The 15,228-nt window shown below is 68.0% G+C and carries 12 protein-coding genes and 1 pseudogene; 2 read left to right on the forward strand and 11 right to left on the reverse strand.

From position 1 onward, the window contains the following. Window positions 1-74: 74 nt before the first annotated feature. The 7 genes and pseudogenes from mdoH to ACEN9N_RS00425 all read right to left on the reverse strand — a co-directional run bounded on the left by mdoH (window position 75) and on the right by ACEN9N_RS00425 (window position 7,892). A complete protein-coding gene (gene mdoH / locus ACEN9N_RS00395; RefSeq protein ID WP_007831446.1) occupies window positions 75-2,081 on the reverse strand; it encodes a glucans biosynthesis glucosyltransferase MdoH in 2,007 nt (668 codons plus the stop codon). Window positions 2,082-2,086: 5 nt separating this feature from the next. Beyond that, window positions 2,087-2,290: a hypothetical protein gene (locus tag ACEN9N_RS00400; protein ID WP_056509013.1), complete on the reverse strand. Its 204-nt coding sequence runs from the start codon at window positions 2,288-2,290 to the stop codon at window positions 2,087-2,089. Window positions 2,291-2,483: 193 nt separating this feature from the next. Then, a complete protein-coding gene (locus tag ACEN9N_RS00405; RefSeq protein ID WP_007831448.1) occupies window positions 2,484-3,872 on the reverse strand; it encodes a sigma 54-interacting transcriptional regulator in 1,389 nt (462 codons plus the stop codon). Next, window positions 3,869-4,486, reverse strand: a complete 618-nt coding sequence (locus tag ACEN9N_RS00410; RefSeq protein ID WP_413333231.1) for a hypothetical protein — start codon at window positions 4,484-4,486, stop codon at window positions 3,869-3,871. Before ACEN9N_RS00410 ends, ACEN9N_RS00405 begins: the two co-directional genes overlap by 4 nt. Window positions 4,487-4,586: 100 nt before the next feature. Then, window positions 4,587-5,931 (reverse strand): annotated as a pseudogene (locus tag ACEN9N_RS00415) (sensor histidine kinase). Between the two features lie 71 nt (window positions 5,932-6,002). Further along, on the reverse strand, window positions 6,003-7,352 hold the full coding sequence (gene miaB, locus ACEN9N_RS00420; RefSeq protein WP_413316243.1) for a tRNA (N6-isopentenyl adenosine(37)-C2)-methylthiotransferase MiaB: 1,350 nt from the start codon (window positions 7,350-7,352) through the stop codon (window positions 6,003-6,005). A gap of 81 nt (window positions 7,353-7,433) precedes the next feature. Continuing rightward, on the reverse strand, window positions 7,434-7,892 hold the full coding sequence (locus ACEN9N_RS00425) for a hypothetical protein (protein WP_007831453.1): 459 nt from the start codon (window positions 7,890-7,892) through the stop codon (window positions 7,434-7,436). Between the two features lie 254 nt (window positions 7,893-8,146). On the opposite strand from ACEN9N_RS00425, the gene ACEN9N_RS00430 reads away from it, so the two are divergent. Together ACEN9N_RS00430 and ACEN9N_RS00435 are read left to right on the forward strand one after the other, a co-directional pair. Then, window positions 8,147-9,310 (forward strand): efflux RND transporter periplasmic adaptor subunit, encoded by a 1,164-nt coding sequence (locus ACEN9N_RS00430; protein WP_413316255.1) that lies wholly within the window; start codon window positions 8,147-8,149, stop codon window positions 9,308-9,310. Further along, on the forward strand, window positions 9,307-12,465 hold the full coding sequence (locus ACEN9N_RS00435) for an efflux RND transporter permease subunit (protein WP_413316245.1): 3,159 nt from the start codon (window positions 9,307-9,309) through the stop codon (window positions 12,463-12,465). The genes ACEN9N_RS00430 and ACEN9N_RS00435 overlap by 4 nt, the downstream gene beginning before the upstream one ends. Before the next feature lie 68 nt (window positions 12,466-12,533). Here ACEN9N_RS00435 and ACEN9N_RS00440 read toward each other — a convergent pair whose 3' ends face one another. Genes ACEN9N_RS00440 through ACEN9N_RS00455 form a run of 4 tightly spaced genes read right to left on the reverse strand, consistent with a single transcriptional unit; the run spans window position 12,534 to window position 15,225 of the window. Beyond that, window positions 12,534-13,178 (reverse strand): histidine phosphatase family protein, encoded by a 645-nt coding sequence (locus tag ACEN9N_RS00440; RefSeq protein WP_413316247.1) that lies wholly within the window; start codon window positions 13,176-13,178, stop codon window positions 12,534-12,536. Between the two features lie 20 nt (window positions 13,179-13,198). Further along, a complete protein-coding gene (locus ACEN9N_RS00445; RefSeq protein ID WP_413316249.1) occupies window positions 13,199-13,822 on the reverse strand; it encodes a DUF4136 domain-containing protein in 624 nt (207 codons plus the stop codon). Window positions 13,823-13,868: 46 nt separating this feature from the next. Beyond that, window positions 13,869-14,801: a tRNA 2-thiocytidine(32) synthetase TtcA gene (gene ttcA / locus ACEN9N_RS00450; RefSeq protein ID WP_413316251.1), complete on the reverse strand. Its 933-nt coding sequence runs from the start codon at window positions 14,799-14,801 to the stop codon at window positions 13,869-13,871. 43 nt (window positions 14,802-14,844) lie between these two features. Further along, the gene (locus ACEN9N_RS00455; protein WP_007831468.1) at window positions 14,845-15,225 is read right to left on the reverse strand and encodes a dihydroneopterin aldolase; all 381 of its coding nucleotides are present in this window, start codon (window positions 15,223-15,225) and stop codon (window positions 14,845-14,847) included. Window positions 15,226-15,228 lie beyond the last annotated feature (3 nt).

The following is a 15,228-nucleotide window of genomic DNA, read 5'->3' on the forward strand; positions in this document are numbered from 1 at the left end:
CAGCGCGACCTGCATGCCCGCCATGAAAAAAGCCGACCCTGAGGCCGGCTTCGGGGCGCTGTGTCTTCAGCGCATCAGGCGGTTGCCAGTGCAGCAGGCCGCGCGAGGCGAACCGCATGCATCCACGCACGGCGCAGCACGGCCGGCGAGCGCGATTCCTCTGGAATCAGCAGGAAGCCGCGATCGCGCAGCGTGGTGCCCAGGGCGATCTGGCTGGTCAGCACCGTCAGCGGGATCGCCAGCAGCAGCGGCAGGCCGACGGGCATGAGCCAGATCAGCGCGCTCGGGTCGATCATCGCGACGCCGACGGCCAGCATGGCGATCACCAGCGTCATGGGGGCCAGCTGCGACGCGGCGACCTTCCACGGCACGGCGGCGGCTTCGCGCGGGGGCGACTTCCAGTCGAGCTTGATGCCGGTGAGGGCGACCAGCACGAACAGCGAGTGGGCCAGCATGCGGACCGGGGCCTGCACGATGGCGAGGCCGCTTTCCATCATGGAGCTCTTCACGAGGCCCCACACACCGCCGTACTGGCGTTGCTCGCCGCGCATCAGCACGGCAGCGATGCCCAGCACGCGCGGCAGGAACAGCAGGCACAGGGTCCAGACCCACAGGCCGGCCAGTTCGGCGGGCAGCACGCTCCAGCTCGACACGAGGCTCGAGCCGCTGAGCCACAGGGCGGTGCCCAGCGTCAGGAAGGCCAGCCACAGCGGGGCGGAGACGTAGGCCATGGTGCCGGTCACGAACATCGCGCGGTGCACCGGGTGGATGCCGGGCTCGGCCATCAGGCGGGCGTTCTGCAGGTTGCCCTGGCACCAGCGGCGGTCGCGCTGCAGTTCGGCCAGCAGGTCCGGCGGTTGCTGCTCGTAGCTGCCAACGAGGTCGGACACCAGCCACACGTTGTAGCCGGCACGGCGCATCAGCGCGGCTTCGACGAAGTCGTGCGACATGATGCCGCCCGACATGCCGCCGGTGCCCTTGATCGGGGCCAGCGCGCAATGCTTCATGAAGGGTTCGACGCGGATGATCGCGTTGTGGCCCCAGTAGTGCGATTCGCCCAGTTGCCAGAACTGCATGCCCAGCGTGAACAGGCGGCCCGTCACGCGGGAAGCGAATTGCTGTGCGCGGGCATGCAGCGTGACGTGGCCGATGGCCTGCGTCGCGGTCTGGATGATGCCGGCGGTGGGATTGGCTTCCATCAGCTTGACCATCGAGGTCAGGCAGTCGCCGCTCATCACCGAGTCGGCGTCGAGCACGACCATGTAGCGGTAGTCCTTGCCCCAGCGGCGGCAGAAGTCGGCCACGTTGCCGGCCTTGCGGTGCGTGCGGCGGGTGCGCAGGCGGTAATACACCTCGACCTGCGGCTGGTTGGGGCTCTCGGCCAGGGCGGCACGCAGGTCTTCCCAGGCGGCGCGCTCGGCGGCGGCGGTCTCGGGGTTGTAGCTGTCGGACAGCACGAACACGTCGAACTGCTTTGCGTGGCCGGTGGAGGCGACCGATTCGCAGGTGGCGCGCAGGCCGGCGAATACCGTGGCAACGTCTTCGTTGCAGATCGGCATGATGATCGCGGTGCGGGCCTCGGGGTTCATCGGGTGGTTGGCCACCTGTTTCGCCGACAGGGCGTGCTTGTCACCGCGTACCGAGACGTAGAAGCCCATGAGCGCGGTCACGAAGCCGGTCACGACCCAGCCCGAGAGCAGGCCGTACAGGCCGATCTGGCCGTATTCGAGCCAGACGTTGTCGTAGTCGGGTTGCACGCCGGCGAACAGCGTCGAGGCGATCACGGTGCTCAGCACGGTGAGCAGCATGAACGCGTTGCGGCGCTGGGCTGCGGCACGCTGCCATGGTTGGCGGGCTTCGGCCGGGCCGGCGCTTTGGCGCTTGCCGCCGGCACCGAGCCTGACCAGCAGGGCGGTGCCGATGCTGTTCCAGAAACCGCGCCAGGGGCGGGGCGTCATCGAACCGCGGTTGACTGGCGGGGCGGTGACCGAATTGGGATGGCGTTCCTCGCGAACCGCGCTGCGGTGCGAAAAATCGGTGTCGGCCAGCACGTTCAGTTGGGAGAAGTCGTTCGGCTTCATGTGATTTACCAACGTTGCTTGTCGAGGGAAGGGGTGTCGCCAATGGCAGGAAAGCGCTTGATCACGCAATCCGGCTCGGCGCCGCCAGCGCTTGCGAGCGCGGCGAGCGAATGGCCCGCGGCACGGGGCCGCGAGGAGGAAAACTGCTTTTGACGCAGGCCGTCGCGCTGCTGGCGCAGTGCGAAAGATGGGCTGGTTAGTGCTGTCATGCCAGTACAGGGGCAAACCCTGTGCCAGGCTGAAAAAATGCTTTCAGATCAACGACTTGGACCGATCCGGAGGTGTTTTTCGCGGGAGGAGGCTGCCGGAAGGCCTCCAAACCCCTCATTTTGTCGCCGAATCCCGACAAGCCTCCTGGGCGGGTAGGGATTGGCTATATAAATCAATGACTTAGGGGCGTCGCTACTCGGCGACAGGGTCCCCGCCAGGAGCGACAGCGTCGGCCTTGAAGTGGCCTGGCGTGAGTTCGTGCTTCTGCAGAAGCCGGTAGAACTCCGTGCGGTTGCGATCGGCCAGGCGGGCCGCATCGGCCACGTTGCCGTCGGTCAGTTTCAGCAGGCCGACGAGGTAGTCGCGCTCGAAACGCTGCTTGGCCTCGGCGTAGGTCTGGACCTCGACCGTCGGCACGCGCAGCGCGCGCTGCACCAGCGCCAGAGGAATCAGCGGCGAGCTCGACAGTGCGCAGACCTGCTCGACCACGTTGAACAGCTGGCGCACGTTGCCCGGCCAGGCGGCCGTGGTCAGCGCCTTCAGCGCCTCGGGTGCGAAGCCCGACAGCCGCTTGCCGTACTTGGTCGACAGGCGCTGCAGGAAGTGGTTGGCCAGCAGCGGAATGTCCTCGCGCCGCGCCGACAGCGGTGGCAGCGTGAGCGTCACCACGTTCAGGCGGTAATACAGGTCTTCGCGGAACTGGCCGGCCTCCATTGCGGCGTCGAGGTCGCGATGTGTGGCCGAGACGATGCGCACGTCGACCTGGATCGACTGGCTCGCGCCCAGCGGGCGCACCGCGCGCTCCTGCAGCACGCGCAGCAGCTTGACCTGCAGCGCGGGCGGCATGTCCCCGATTTCGTCGAGCAGCAGCGTGCCGCCGTCGGCCTGCTGGAACAGGCCCTTGTGGTTGGCATGGGCGTCGGTGAAGGCGCCCTTCATGTGGCCGAACAGCTCCGACTCGAGCAGCGCTTCGGGAATGGCGCCGCAGTTGACCGCCACGAAGGGCTTGTCGGCGCGCGCGCTGGCCTTGTGGATCGCGCGCGCGAGCATTTCCTTGCCGGCGCCCGAGTCGCCGCGCAGCAGTACCGAGGCGTCCGACTTGGCGACCATGCGCGCCTCGGCCAGCAGCTCGGCCATGCGGTTGCTGCGGCTCACGATCTCGGAGCGCCAGCTGTCGTCGCCGGCCTTGCTCGGCGTGGTGGCGGGCGCGCCGAGCGCCAGCGCCTGCGCGATCTTGTCGAGCAGCTCACGGCCGTCGTAGGGCTTGGTGAGGTAGGTGAACACGCCACGCGCCGTGGCCTCGACCGCGTCGGGGATGGTGCCGTGCGCGGTGAGCAGGATCACCGGCAGCGAGGGATGGCGCTTGCGGATCTCGTCGAAGAGCTGGAGGCCGTCGCGCCCGGGCAGGCGCACGTCGCTCAGCACGAGCTGCGGGTGTTCGATCTCGAGCTGCGTGAGCGCAGTCTCGGCCGAGGTGACGGCCGTGACCTGGTAGCCCGCCGAGCTCAGCCGCATCGAGAGCAGTCGCAGCATGTCCGGGTCGTCGTCGACCACGAGGAGGCGGGCGCCGGTAGTGCTCATGGGGTCGGTTTGCTTCCGTTGGGCGCCGCCGGTGCTGCGGGCGCCGTGTTGGGCCGCGCGAAGCTGCGCTCGATGGCGCGCAGCGCTTCGATGCGGTCGTTCAGCTGGTCGATGCGGCGCTGGCTGTCGCGCAGCTGCTGCACCTGCTTGTCGCGATCGTCCTCGACGCGGCGCTGCTCCACGTAGCGCGCGGCCAGGGCTCGTGCCAGCGGGTGCAGGGCCTGGGCCTCGGGTGCGGGGTTGGCGATCACGCGCTGCAGCAGGCCCAGGGCACGCGCCAGGTCGGCCGGCACGCGGGTCTGCGAGAGCAGCAGCGCCAGCTGCATCTGCGTGGTGGGCGAATCGCCCGGGTCGCCGATGCGGGAGATTTCCGTGCTCAGGTCGGCGCCGTTCAGCGGGCGCACCTTGTCGGCATACGACAGCATGGCCGCCTGCGGCCCCTGCGTCATCAACGTAAAGAGCGACGAGGCGGGCTGCGTGGCCGGCGCCTTCGGCTCAGCCTCCACCGGCATCACGCGCGGCACGACCGGCGGCGGCGGCAGCGCCTCGGCCTCCGCGGGCGGCTTGGGCTGCGTGGCGCAGGCGGCCAGCAGCAGGACGAAAGGCACGGTCATCGCCCCGGCGAAGGAGGAACGGCGGACGAACGAAAAAGACATGGGTCGAAGAAAGGACGCGAGGCGGTGAGGCAGTGTTGGAGAGGAGACGCCAGGGTGGTCAGGCCGTGCGCGGCAGTTCGATGCGAAAGCGAGCACCGGGTCCGCCCGGCTGCAGGGTGATGCGGCCCCCGTGGGCTGCAATGTACTCCTGCACGATGGAAAGTCCGATGCCCGTGCCTTTCACCGTGTGCTCGGGCTGGCGCTCGCCGCGGAAGAAAGGTTCGAAGATCCGGTCGCGGTCGCCCTCGGCGATGCCCGGCCCGGCGTCGTTGACGTCGATGTGCACTGCCTCGGGCGTCCCCGATACCGCCAGGGTGATGACACCGCCCGTTACCGAAAAGCGAATGGCGTTGCTCAGCAGGTTGGCGATCGCGGTGCCGAGCTTGGTGCGGTCGACCGTGATCGCGATGGGGTCGCCCTCGGCCCGCACGCGCAGGCCATGCGACTGCCATTGCAGGCGCTGGGCCTCGATCTGCTCCTCAATCAACGGCAGCAGCTCGGTGCGCTCGCGGCGCAGTTCGCGCGCCTCGAAGGCGGCGGCGTTGAAGCGCAGCAGCGCCTCGATCTGGCCCTGCAGCGACACGGTGTTCTGCTGCAGGATCTGCGCAACCTCGAGCTGCGCCGGGTTCAGCGGACCGGTCACTCCGTCTTCGAGCAGCGAGACACCCTCGCGCAGCGCGGCCAGCGGCGTCTTCAGCTCGTGCGACACGTGGCGCAGGAAGCGCGCCTTGTCGGCATCGAGCTCGGTCAGGCGCAGCCGCAGCCACTCGAGCTGCTGCGACACGCGCCGCACGTCGGCCGGGCCGCGGATGTCGATGGGCTCGTCGAGCCGGTTCTGGCCGAGGCCGACGATGGCGTGCTCCAGCCGCTTGAACGGCCGAGCCAGCCAGATGCCGAAGGCCAGCGCCAGCGACACGGCCAGCACGCTGGCGGCCACCACTTCGCGCATCAGCCGGCGGCGCGCGTTCTCGATGCGCCTGGCCAGCGCGTCGTTCTGCGTTTCGATCAGGAACTGCGCCTGCTGCGCAAGGTTGGTGTTGAGCGCGTCGAGTTCGCGGAATTGCATCGCCATCGTGCTCTCGCGGGCCAGGGCGCTGTCGGCGTTGCCGCTCATCAGGCCCTCGATCACGCCGAGCTGGGTGCGCCACATCTCGATGCCGGCGGGCGCCAGGCCGTTCTTCTCCAGGCGCTCGAGCACCTGGTGCGCCTCGCGCGCAGCGTCGTCGAAGCGGCGGCGCAGCACTGCGTCGTTGAGCACCAGCGACTGGCGCCCGGCGCGCTCCATGGCCGCGCTGCGCCTGGGCCGCGCCCGACAGGCGCAGCGCGCGCGCGGCCGCGTCGCGGCTCTGCGTCATCAGCGCGTCGTACTGCAGCACCGAACGCAGCGCCACGCCGACCAGCAGCGCGGTGATCAGCAGGAAGGCAAACAGCAGGAGCTGCTGGAACGAGCCCCGGGTAGACGGTCGCTTCGCCATCAGTGGGCGAGCACCGGCATCGGCGATTCGCTCGTCACGACCTCGCCGCGCAGCGTGTAGGCCAGCGAGCGCGTGATGCGCAGGTCGGCCATCTGGCCGACGAGGCGCGCGTCGCCTTCGAAGTTGACGACGCGGTTGCAGGCGGTGCGGCCCATGAGTTCGTTCGCGTCCTTGCGCGAGGCGCCTTCCACCAGCACGCGCTGCGTGGTGCCGACCAGCGCCTGGCCGAAGCGCTTCACGTTGACGTCGATCACGGCCTGCAGCGTGTGCAGGCGAGCGAGCTTCACTTCATACGGCGTGTCGTCCTGCAGCGCGGCGGCGGGCGTGCCGGGGCGCGGGCTGAAGATGAAGCTGAAGCTGGCGTCGAACTGGCAGTCGTCGATCAGCTTCATCATCTTGTTGAAGTCGTCGTCCGTCTCGCCAGGGAAGCCGACGATGAAGTCGCTGCTCAGGGCGAGCTCGGGTCGAATGGCGCGCAGCTTGCGCACCGTGCTCTTGTATTCCATGGCGGTGTAGCCGCGCTTCATCGCCATCAGGATGCGGTCGCTGCCGTGCTGCACCGGCAGGTGCAGGTGGCTCACGAGCTGCGGCACCTTGGCATAGGCCTCGATCAGCCGGGGCGTGAACTCGTTCGGGTGGCTCGTGGTGTAGCGGATGCGCTCGATGCCGGGGATCTCGGCGACGTATTCGATCAGCAGCGCAAAGTCGGCGATCTCGGCGGTGTCGCCCATCCTGCCGCGGTAGGCGTTCACGTTCTGGCCCAGCAGCGTGATCTCGCGCACACCCTGCTCGGCCAGGCCGGCGATCTCGACCAGCACGTCGTCGAGCGGGCGGTTCACCTCCTCGCCGCGGGTGTAGGGCACCACGCAGTAGCTGCAGTACTTGGAGCAGCCTTCCATGATCGACACGAAGGCCGTCGCGCCCTCGACGCGCGCGGGTGGCAGGTGGTCGAACTTCTCGATCTCGGGGAAGCTGATGTCCACCTGCGGGCGGTTCAGGCGCTCGCGGTCGTTGAGCATCTCGGGCAGGCGGTGCAGCGTCTGCGGGCCGAACACGATGTCGACGTACGGCGCGCGCGCAATGATGGCCTCGCCCTCCTGGCTCGCCACGCAGCCGCCCACGCCGATCTTCACGCCCCTGGCCTTCAGGTGCTTCACGCGGCCGAGGTCGGAGAACACCTTTTCCTGTGCCTTCTCGCGCACCGAGCAGGTGTTGAACAGGATGAGGTCGGCCTCGTCCACGTTCTGCGTGGGCTCGTAGCCCTGCGCGGCGTTGAGCACGTCGGCCATCTTGTCCGAGTCGTACTCGTTCATTTGGCAGCCGAAGGTCTTGATGAATACTTTTTTCATGGGGAGCTCTCTCTCATGCCCTCCGCAACAACGGGGAGGGCTCGGCGGCGGGCAGCGCATGGGCCGCGCCGCCGTCTTTGCCTACTGCGTGTTGACGGTGTCGTTCGAGGTGAACGGCCAGATGTTCAGGAACGGCTTGTTCAGCGATTCGCGTGGGGCCGAGGCTTCGTCGGCCGTGAGGATCCAGACCTCGCGCAGCAGGCCGGCGGCATCGCGCGTGTAGTTGACCAGGTACTTCTGGCCGGTGATGGCGCCGGGCATGACCAGCATGTTCTGCGGGCTCCGGATGCGCGCGCCGGCCCCCAGCCGATCCGCATGGCCGTCGAGGTCGACGTCGGGCGCGTTGAGGACCGTGAACTTGCCGCGCAGGGTGCCGATGGGGAAATTGCGGCCCCCAACGAGCGATTCGTTCTGGGTCTGCGGCCGGGGCACTTCGTCCTGCGCGCTGGCGGTGAGCGGAAAAAGGCCTGCCGCAGCAATGGCTGCTGTGCAAAGCGCTATGAAGGTGAGAGCATTCGTGGGTGTCTTGCAGCGGTTCATGGGGTTTATCCAGAGGCTGTGGAGCGGCGATTTTAGCGAGGGGGTGCGGTTCCCCGGCGCCGGCCACAGCAGGTAGTGTGGGGCTTTTGGTTGACTGGCTTTACATTTCTTTACGGGGGCCACGAACACCGGGAGTCGGCCGCTGATCCAATAGCCGCTGTCAGCCCAAAGTGCACAAAGAACCCATGAAGAAAAATGTCGCCGTCGCCCTTGCGGGCGTGTTGATCGTAGCCGTCGCGGGCGGGTGGTGGAGCATGTCCGGGGACAAGTCTGCCGGCAAGGACGCAAAGGCTCCGGCCGCGAACAGCAGCGGCGGCGCACCTGCACTCGTGACGCTGGCCACGGCGCAGAAGCAGGATGTGCCGGTGACTGTGCAGGTCAACGGCAGCGTGGTGTCTCTCAACAGCGTCGACCTGCGTCCGCAGGTGACGAACACGGTGAGCGCGGTGCATGTGAAGGAAGGCCAGTTCGTCAAGGCCGGCCAGCTGCTCTTCACGCTCGACGACCGCAACGACCAGGCCAACCTCGCCCGCGCCCGCGCGCAGCAGCAGAAGGACGAGGCCACCATGGCCGACCTGGAGCGCCAGTACAAGCGCAGCCAGGACCTCGTGGCGCAGAACTTCATCGCCAAGAGCGCGGCCGACGCCACGCTCTCGCAGCTCCAGGCTCAGCGCGCCTCCGTGGCCGCCGACCGCGCGGCCGTGCAGTCGGCGCAGGTAGCGCTGGGCTACGCAACGCTGCGCGCGCCCATCGCCGGGCGCATCGGCGCCGTCAACATCTACCCGGGCACGCTGGTGCAGCCGACGCTGTCGCTCGTCACCATCACGCAGCTCGACCCGATTGCCGTGAGCTTCCCGGTACCCGAAGGCAACCTGCAGGATCTGCTGGAAGCCGCGCGCACGCACGCCAAGGTCGAGGCCGTCGTCACCGGCGGCAAGGCGCCGCTGAGCGGCACGCTCGACTTCGTCGACAACACCGTCGACCCGCAGATCGGCACGGTGCGCGCCAAGGCCGTGTTCGCGAATGCCGACCAGAGCCTGTGGCCAGGCCAGTTCGTGGGCACGCGCATCACGGTGCGCACGCTCAACGGCGCCACCGTAGTGCCGGCCGCGGCGCTGATGATGCTGTCCGACGGCACTTCGCTCTATGTGGTCGACGGGGGCAAGACCGCCACGCGCCGCAAGGTGAAGACGCTGCACACCTTCGGCACCAATGTGGCGGTAAGCGGCGTGGAGCCGGGCGAGCAGGTGGTGATCGAGGGCAGCCAGAACGTGCGCCCGGGCGGCAAGGTCCGCGTCGATGCCAAGGCGCCGGGTGCGCCTGGCGCAACGGGCAACGGCACCACCGGCGTCACGCCCGGCAGCGCCGCTTCTTCCGACGGCGCCGACATCAAGCCGCCGCAGCGGGAACGCGCATGAACATCTCTGAGCTCTGCATCCGCCGTCCGGCGATGACGGTGCTGCTGTCCGCGGCGGCCGTGGTCGTCGGCATCTTCGCGTACTTCAGCATCCCCGTCGCCGCGCTGCCCAGTTACAACACGCCGGTCATCAACGTCAATGCGCAGTTGCCGGGCGCGAGTCCGGACACCATGGCGAGTTCGGTGGCACTGCCGCTCGAAAAGCAGTTCTCCACCATCCCGGGCCTGCAGACCATCAGTTCGGTGAACACGCAGGGCGTGTCCTCGATCACGCTCGAATTCGTGAGCAGCCGCGACATCGACGCCGCCGCGGTCGACGTGCAGGCCGCGCTGCTGCGCGCCCAGCGCCAGCTGCCGCAGGAGCTCACGCAGCTGCCCTCGTACCGCAAGGTCAACCCGGCCGACGCGCCGGTGCTGTTCATCGCGCTGATCTCGCCGTCGATGAACCCGTCGGAGCTCAACGACTACGCCGAGAACCTGATCTCGCCCACGCTGTCGACCATCGATGGCGTGGCGCAGGTGGGCGTGTACGGCCGCAAGGCTTTCGCGGTGCGCATCAAGGCCAATGCCGACCTGCTCAACGCGCGCAACATCACGCTCGACGAATTGGCCAAGGCCGTGAACTCGGCCAACGCCAACACGCCGGTCGGCGTGCTCGACGGCCCGCGCCAGACGCTCACCATCCAGGCCAACCGCCAGCTCCTGAAGGCGGCCGACTTCGCCAAGCTGATCGTCGGCCAGCACAACGGCGCGCCGGTGCGGCTCGACGAAGTGGCCACCATCGAGGACAGTTTCGAGTCGGTGAAGACCGCGAGCAGCTTCAACGGGCAGGACTCGATCTCGCTGGCCGTGCAGCGCCAACCCAACGCCAACACCGTGCAGGTGGTCGATGCGGTGCGCGCGCTCATCCCGCGCTTCAAGGCGGAGCTGCCGCAGTCGGTCGAGATCCAGATGGTGAACGACCGCTCCATCTCCATCCGCGAGGCGGTGCACGACGTGCAGCTCACGCTGCTGGGCACCATCGCGCTGGTGGTGCTGGTGATCTTTCTGTTCCTGCACCGGCTGGTGGCCACGCTGATCCCGGCCGTGACCATTCCGATTTCGCTGATCGGCGCGGTGGCGCTGCTCTATGCCTTCGGCTACAGCCTGGACAACATCTCGCTGCTCGGCATCACGCTGGCCGTGGGGCTGGTGGTGGACGACGCCATCGTGGTGCTGGAGAACATCATGCGCTACGTCGAGAAGGGCATGGACCCGTTCGCGGCGGCGCTGCGCGGCGCGCGCGAGGTGGGCTTCACCATCGTGTCGATCTCGATCTCGCTGGTGGCCGTGTTCATCCCGATCTTCTTCATGCCCGGCGTGATCGGCCTGCTGTTCCACGAGTTCGCGGTGGTGGTGGCGCTGGCGGTGCTGGTGTCGGCCGTGGTGTCGCTCACGCTGGTGCCGATGCTCGCGAGCCGGCTGCTCAAGCAGGTGCCGCGCCGTGCGGGCGCGCTCGATCACGAAGAAGAGCATCCCGAGCCGGGCACGGCCATCGGCCGAGCCTTCGAGCGCGGCTACCGCGCGGTGCACGCAACCTACATGCGCTCGCTCGGCTGGACGCTGATGCACCGCAAGGTGATGCTGGCGATCGCGGGGCTGACCTTCGTCGTCACCGGCTGGCTGTTCGCGACCATCCCGAAGGGCTTCTTCCCCGAGGAGGACATCGGCCAGATCCAGATCACGACCGAGGCTGCTGAGGACATTTCATTCAGCGCCATGAAGGCGCTGCAGGACCGCGTGGCCGCCACCCTCAAGGACGACGCGAGCGTCAACTACGTGAGCTCCTTCGTCGGCGTGGGCGGTCCCACGGCCACGCAGAACTCCGGGCGGCTGTTCGCGGTGCTCAAGCCGCGCAGCGAGCGCCCGCCAATGGCGAAGGTGCTCGAATCGCTGCGCCAGCGCTTCCGCGAGATCCCCGGCATTGCCGTCTACATGCAGCCGGTGCAGAACCTGCGCCTGGGCGGACGCCAGAGCAAGGCGCGCTTCCAGTACACGCTGCAGAGCGTGAACGCGGGCGAGATGGTGCCGTGGGCCACGCGGCTCATGGAGCGCATGCGCGCCGACCCGGCTTTCCGCGACGTGACCAGCGACTCGCAGAACCGCGGCCTGCAGGCCACGCTCGACATCGACCGCGACAAGGCCGGCGTGCTCGGCGTGGCGGTGGGCGACCTGCGCACCGCGCTCTACAACGCCTACGGCGATCGCCAGATCGGCAGCATCTACGGCACGAGCAACACCTACCAGGTGATCCTTTCGGCGGCCGACAACGATCGCCAGTTCGAGGAAGACGTCTCGCGCCTGTCAGTGCGCAGCACCACGGGCAGGCTGGTGCCGTTGTCGGCCTTCTCGACCGTCAAGCGCACCGTGGGGCCGACCGCGGTCAACCACCAGGGCCAGCTGCAGGCGGTGACGGTGTCGTTCAACCTCGCGCCCGACGTGCCGCTGGGCGACGCGACCGCGAAGATCGACCGCTTCAAGGACGAGCTGAAGATGCCGCCCTCGATCATCACCACCTACGGCGGCGACGCGGCGGTGTTCCAGAGTTCGCAGTCCAGCCAGGCGGTGCTGCTGGTGCTGGCGGTGCTCGTGATCTACGTGCTGCTCGGCGTGCTGTACGAGAGCTACATCCACCCGATCACGATCCTCGCCGGGCTGCCTTCGGCGGCGGTGGGCGCGCTGATCTCGCTGAAGCTCTTCGGCTTCGACCTGACGCTGATCGCGACCATCGGCATCCTGCTGCTGATCGGCATCGTGAAGAAGAACGCGATCATGATGATCGACTTCGCGCTCGATGCGCAGCGCACCGAGGGCCTGCAGCCGGTGGACGCGATCCGCGAGGCCTGCCGCCTGCGCTTCCGGCCGATCATGATGACCACGCTGGCCGCGCTGATGGGCGCGCTGCCGCTCGCGCTGGGCCTGGGCGCCGGCGCCGAGCTGCGCCAGCCGCTGGGCGTGGCGGTGGTGGGCGGGCTGATCTTCTCGCAGGTGATCACGCTGTACATCACGCCGGCGATCTACCTCGCGCTGGACCGCTACAGCGGGACGGGGCCGATGGTGAATCTGCCGGACGAGGCGAAGGCGGAAGCGGGCCATGGGGCTGCTTCGCACGCTTGAGGGATTCGGGGGCGTGTGCGAAGGGCGCACCTCGGACAACACACACAGCGCATCGTGAAGAGCGATGCTTAGCTCGTCGTCTCGTCGAGCGCGTCACCTGCCGTCAGATGGGCGGTGTCGCTCCAGCCCACGAGGCTGAAGCCTTCCGGCGTCCAAAGCATGCGGTTGATCGCGGCATTGCCGAGTTGCCAGGTGCGCGGCGCCTGCAGCTCCTGGCGGGTGGCGGCGCGGTAGAGCACGTCCATCACGCCGCCGTGCGCGACCAGAACCACCAGTTCGCCCGGATGGCGCGCCGCCAGTTCGGCGGCCACGCCAGTCACACGGTCGCGGAACATCAGCAGGCTCTCGCCGCCCTCGGGCTCGAATTCGGGATCGCGCTCGCGCCAGAGCCTGGCCTGCACGGGCAGCGTGGCTTCGATCTCGGCAAAGCTCAGGCCCTCGAAGTTCCCGAAGGCCCGCTCGCGCAGGCGCGGCTCGGGCTGCACGGCCAGGCCGTGGGGCCTGGCGATTTCCTCGGCGGTCTGCCAGGCGCGCGAGAGGTCGCTGGCATAGACGACGCCGATGGGCTCGTCGGCCAGCGCACTGCCGGCGCGCTGTGCCTGCCAGATGCCCGTGGCGTTGAGCCCGATGTCGAGCTGGCCCTGGATGCGGGTGTCGACGTTCCAGGCGGTTTCGCCGTGGCGAACGGCGATCAGGCGGGTGGCTTCTTCCATCCGGGGAATTCTAGAAGGCGCTACTTCCGGGCCTGCGCCGTCGGCAGCTCGATGTTGACCCGGCGCTCGCCCTGCGGCGGGTTCGGGAAGCCCTGCAGCGCGGCCTGGAACATCACCGGCAGGATCGCCGTGCTCGAGGTGTAAGGGCCGTCGTTCCGGGCGCGAGTTTCGTACACCACGCGGTTGGAGCCTGCCTCGCGCAGCACGATGCTGACCTCGCGCTCGTACCAGGGGTTGGCCGGCGGCGCGAACATCGGGCCGCCATACCAGCCGCCGCCGTACCAGCGCCGGCCGTAGTTGCCATAGCCGCCGTAACCGTAGCCCCAGGGACCGTTGTAGAGCCACGGATCGGCCCAGGGCGAGAGGCCTGCCGTCACGCGCGCGCCGATCTGCGCGGTGTACTGGGGCCTGGCATCGTCGCGGCGCAGGCCGACCTTGTCGAGCGCGGCGCCGGCCATGGCTTCGAGCGATTCCTGCCGCGCGCCGTCGGCCTGCTGCGAGGGCAGGCGGTCGAAGCGGTAGGTGGCGCCGGGGGCCACGGTGCCGATGGAGGAAAAGCTCTTCACGTCGCTGTCGACCACCCAGGAGGTGGCGCAGCCCGTCAGGCTTGCGGCAAGAAGAAGAGCCGAGAACGCAGATTTCATGAGGGTCTCCGGGCGCTGAAGCCCAAAATTCCCCTGGGTTGCCCGTTCAGCCCTGGACGATGCGCAGGGCGGCAGGTGCCTGGGAGAGCAAATCGAAGGAAGGCGGGTCGAAGGCCTTGTCGCCATCGTCGTTCGCCACGCCCGTTGCCTTCAGACCCTTGAAGTCATGCTGCGTTCCGTCGAGCAGGTGCGAAGGCACCACGTTCTGCATCGCGGTGAACATGTTCTCCACGCGGCCGGGATACTTCTTGTCCCATTCGCGCAGCATTTCGCCTACCTGCTTGCGCTGCAGGTTTTCCTGGCTGCCGCACAGCGTGCACGGAATGATCGGGAACTCGCGGTGCTGGGCCCAGCGCACCGTGTCCTTCTCGGCCACGTAGGCCAGCGGGCGGATCACGACGTGCTTGCCGTCGTCGCTCACCAGCTTGGGCGGCATGCTCTTGAGCTTGCCGGCGAAGAACATGTTGAGGAAGAAGGTCTGCAGCATGTCGTCGCGGTGGTGGCCCAGCGCGACCTTGGTGGCGCCCAGCTCGTCGGCCACGCGGTACAGGATGCCGCGGCGCAGCCGGCTGCACAGGCCGCAGGTGGTCTTGCCCTCTGGAATGACGCGCTTGACGATGCTGTAGGTGTCCTGGTTCTCGATGTGGAAGTCCACGCCCAGGTCGCTCAAATACCTGGGCAGCACCTCTTCGGGAAAGCCGGGCTGCTTCTGGTCGAGATTGACCGCGACGATGTCGAAGTGAATCGGCGCGCGCGCCTTCAGCTTGAGCAGGATGTCGAGCAGCGCGTAGCTGTCCTTGCCGCCCGAGACGCACACCATGACCTTGTCGCCCTCTTCGATCATGTTGTAGTCGACGATGGCCTGCCCGACCTGGCGGCACAGGCGCTTTTCGAGCTTGTGCGTTTCGCGCTCGATCTTCAGGGAATTGGCAGTGGCGTCGGCGGCGGCGGGCGCCTCGTCGATCCAGACGGCGTTCATGGGCAGCAATGTCTTGGGGGGAAAGGGGGGATTTTGCCCCGGATCACCATTCCCCGGCTTCCATGCGGATCGCCACCTCGCAGTCGTCGAAGATTTCGAGCTTGGCGATCTTCACGCGCACGCCCAGCACGCCGGGCAGTTGCAGCAGGCGCTGCACCAGCTTGCCGATCAGGCTTTCGAGCAGGTTGACGTGCTCGGCGGTGCACTCCTCGATGATGATGCGGCGCACCTTGCGGTAGTCGAGCACGTGGAAGATGTCGTCGTCCTGCGGCAGCAGCGGTTGCGGGCCGAGGCTGAGCTCGGCATCGACCAGGATCGGCTGCGGCGCCGTCTTTTCCTGCTCGAGGATGCCCAGGTTGGCGTCGAAGCGCAGGCCCTGGAGGGTGAGTGTCTGGCGGCCTTGCACGGGCATGGGAATGGACATGGT

The sequence above is a fragment of the Variovorax sp. Varisp46 genome, from assembly GCF_059491885.1.

Bases quoted from the DNA above. Each gene is read 5' to 3' on its own strand.
- ACEN9N_RS00400 (WP_056509013.1), bottom strand. From the start codon at position 2,290: ATGACAGCACTAACCAGCCCATCTTTCGCACTGCGCCAGCAGCGCGAC.
- ACEN9N_RS00440 (WP_413316247.1), bottom strand. From the start codon at position 13,178: ATGGAAGAAGCCACCCGCCTGATCGCCGTTCGCCACGGCGAAACCGCC.
- ACEN9N_RS00405 (WP_007831448.1), bottom strand. From the start codon at position 3,872: ATGAGCACTACCGGCGCCCGCCTCCTCGTGGTCGACGACGACCCGGAC.
- ACEN9N_RS00430 (WP_413316255.1), top strand. From the start codon at position 8,147: ATGTCCGGGGACAAGTCTGCCGGCAAGGACGCAAAGGCTCCGGCCGCG.
- ACEN9N_RS00410 (WP_413333231.1), bottom strand. From the start codon at position 4,486: ATGACCGTGCCTTTCGTCCTGCTGCTGGCCGCCTGCGCCACGCAGCCC.
- ACEN9N_RS00425 (WP_007831453.1), bottom strand. From the start codon at position 7,892: ATGAACCGCTGCAAGACACCCACGAATGCTCTCACCTTCATAGCGCTT.
- ACEN9N_RS00445 (WP_413316249.1), bottom strand. From the start codon at position 13,822: ATGAAATCTGCGTTCTCGGCTCTTCTTCTTGCCGCAAGCCTGACGGGC.
- mdoH (WP_007831446.1), bottom strand. From the start codon at position 2,081: ATGAAGCCGAACGACTTCTCCCAACTGAACGTGCTGGCCGACACCGAT.
- ACEN9N_RS00455 (WP_007831468.1), bottom strand. From the start codon at position 15,225: ATGTCCATTCCCATGCCCGTGCAAGGCCGCCAGACACTCACCCTCCAG.
- ACEN9N_RS00435 (WP_413316245.1), top strand. From the start codon at position 9,307: ATGAACATCTCTGAGCTCTGCATCCGCCGTCCGGCGATGACGGTGCTG.
- miaB (WP_413316243.1), bottom strand. From the start codon at position 7,352: ATGAAAAAAGTATTCATCAAGACCTTCGGCTGCCAAATGAACGAGTAC.
- ttcA (WP_413316251.1), bottom strand. From the start codon at position 14,801: ATGAACGCCGTCTGGATCGACGAGGCGCCCGCCGCCGCCGACGCCACT.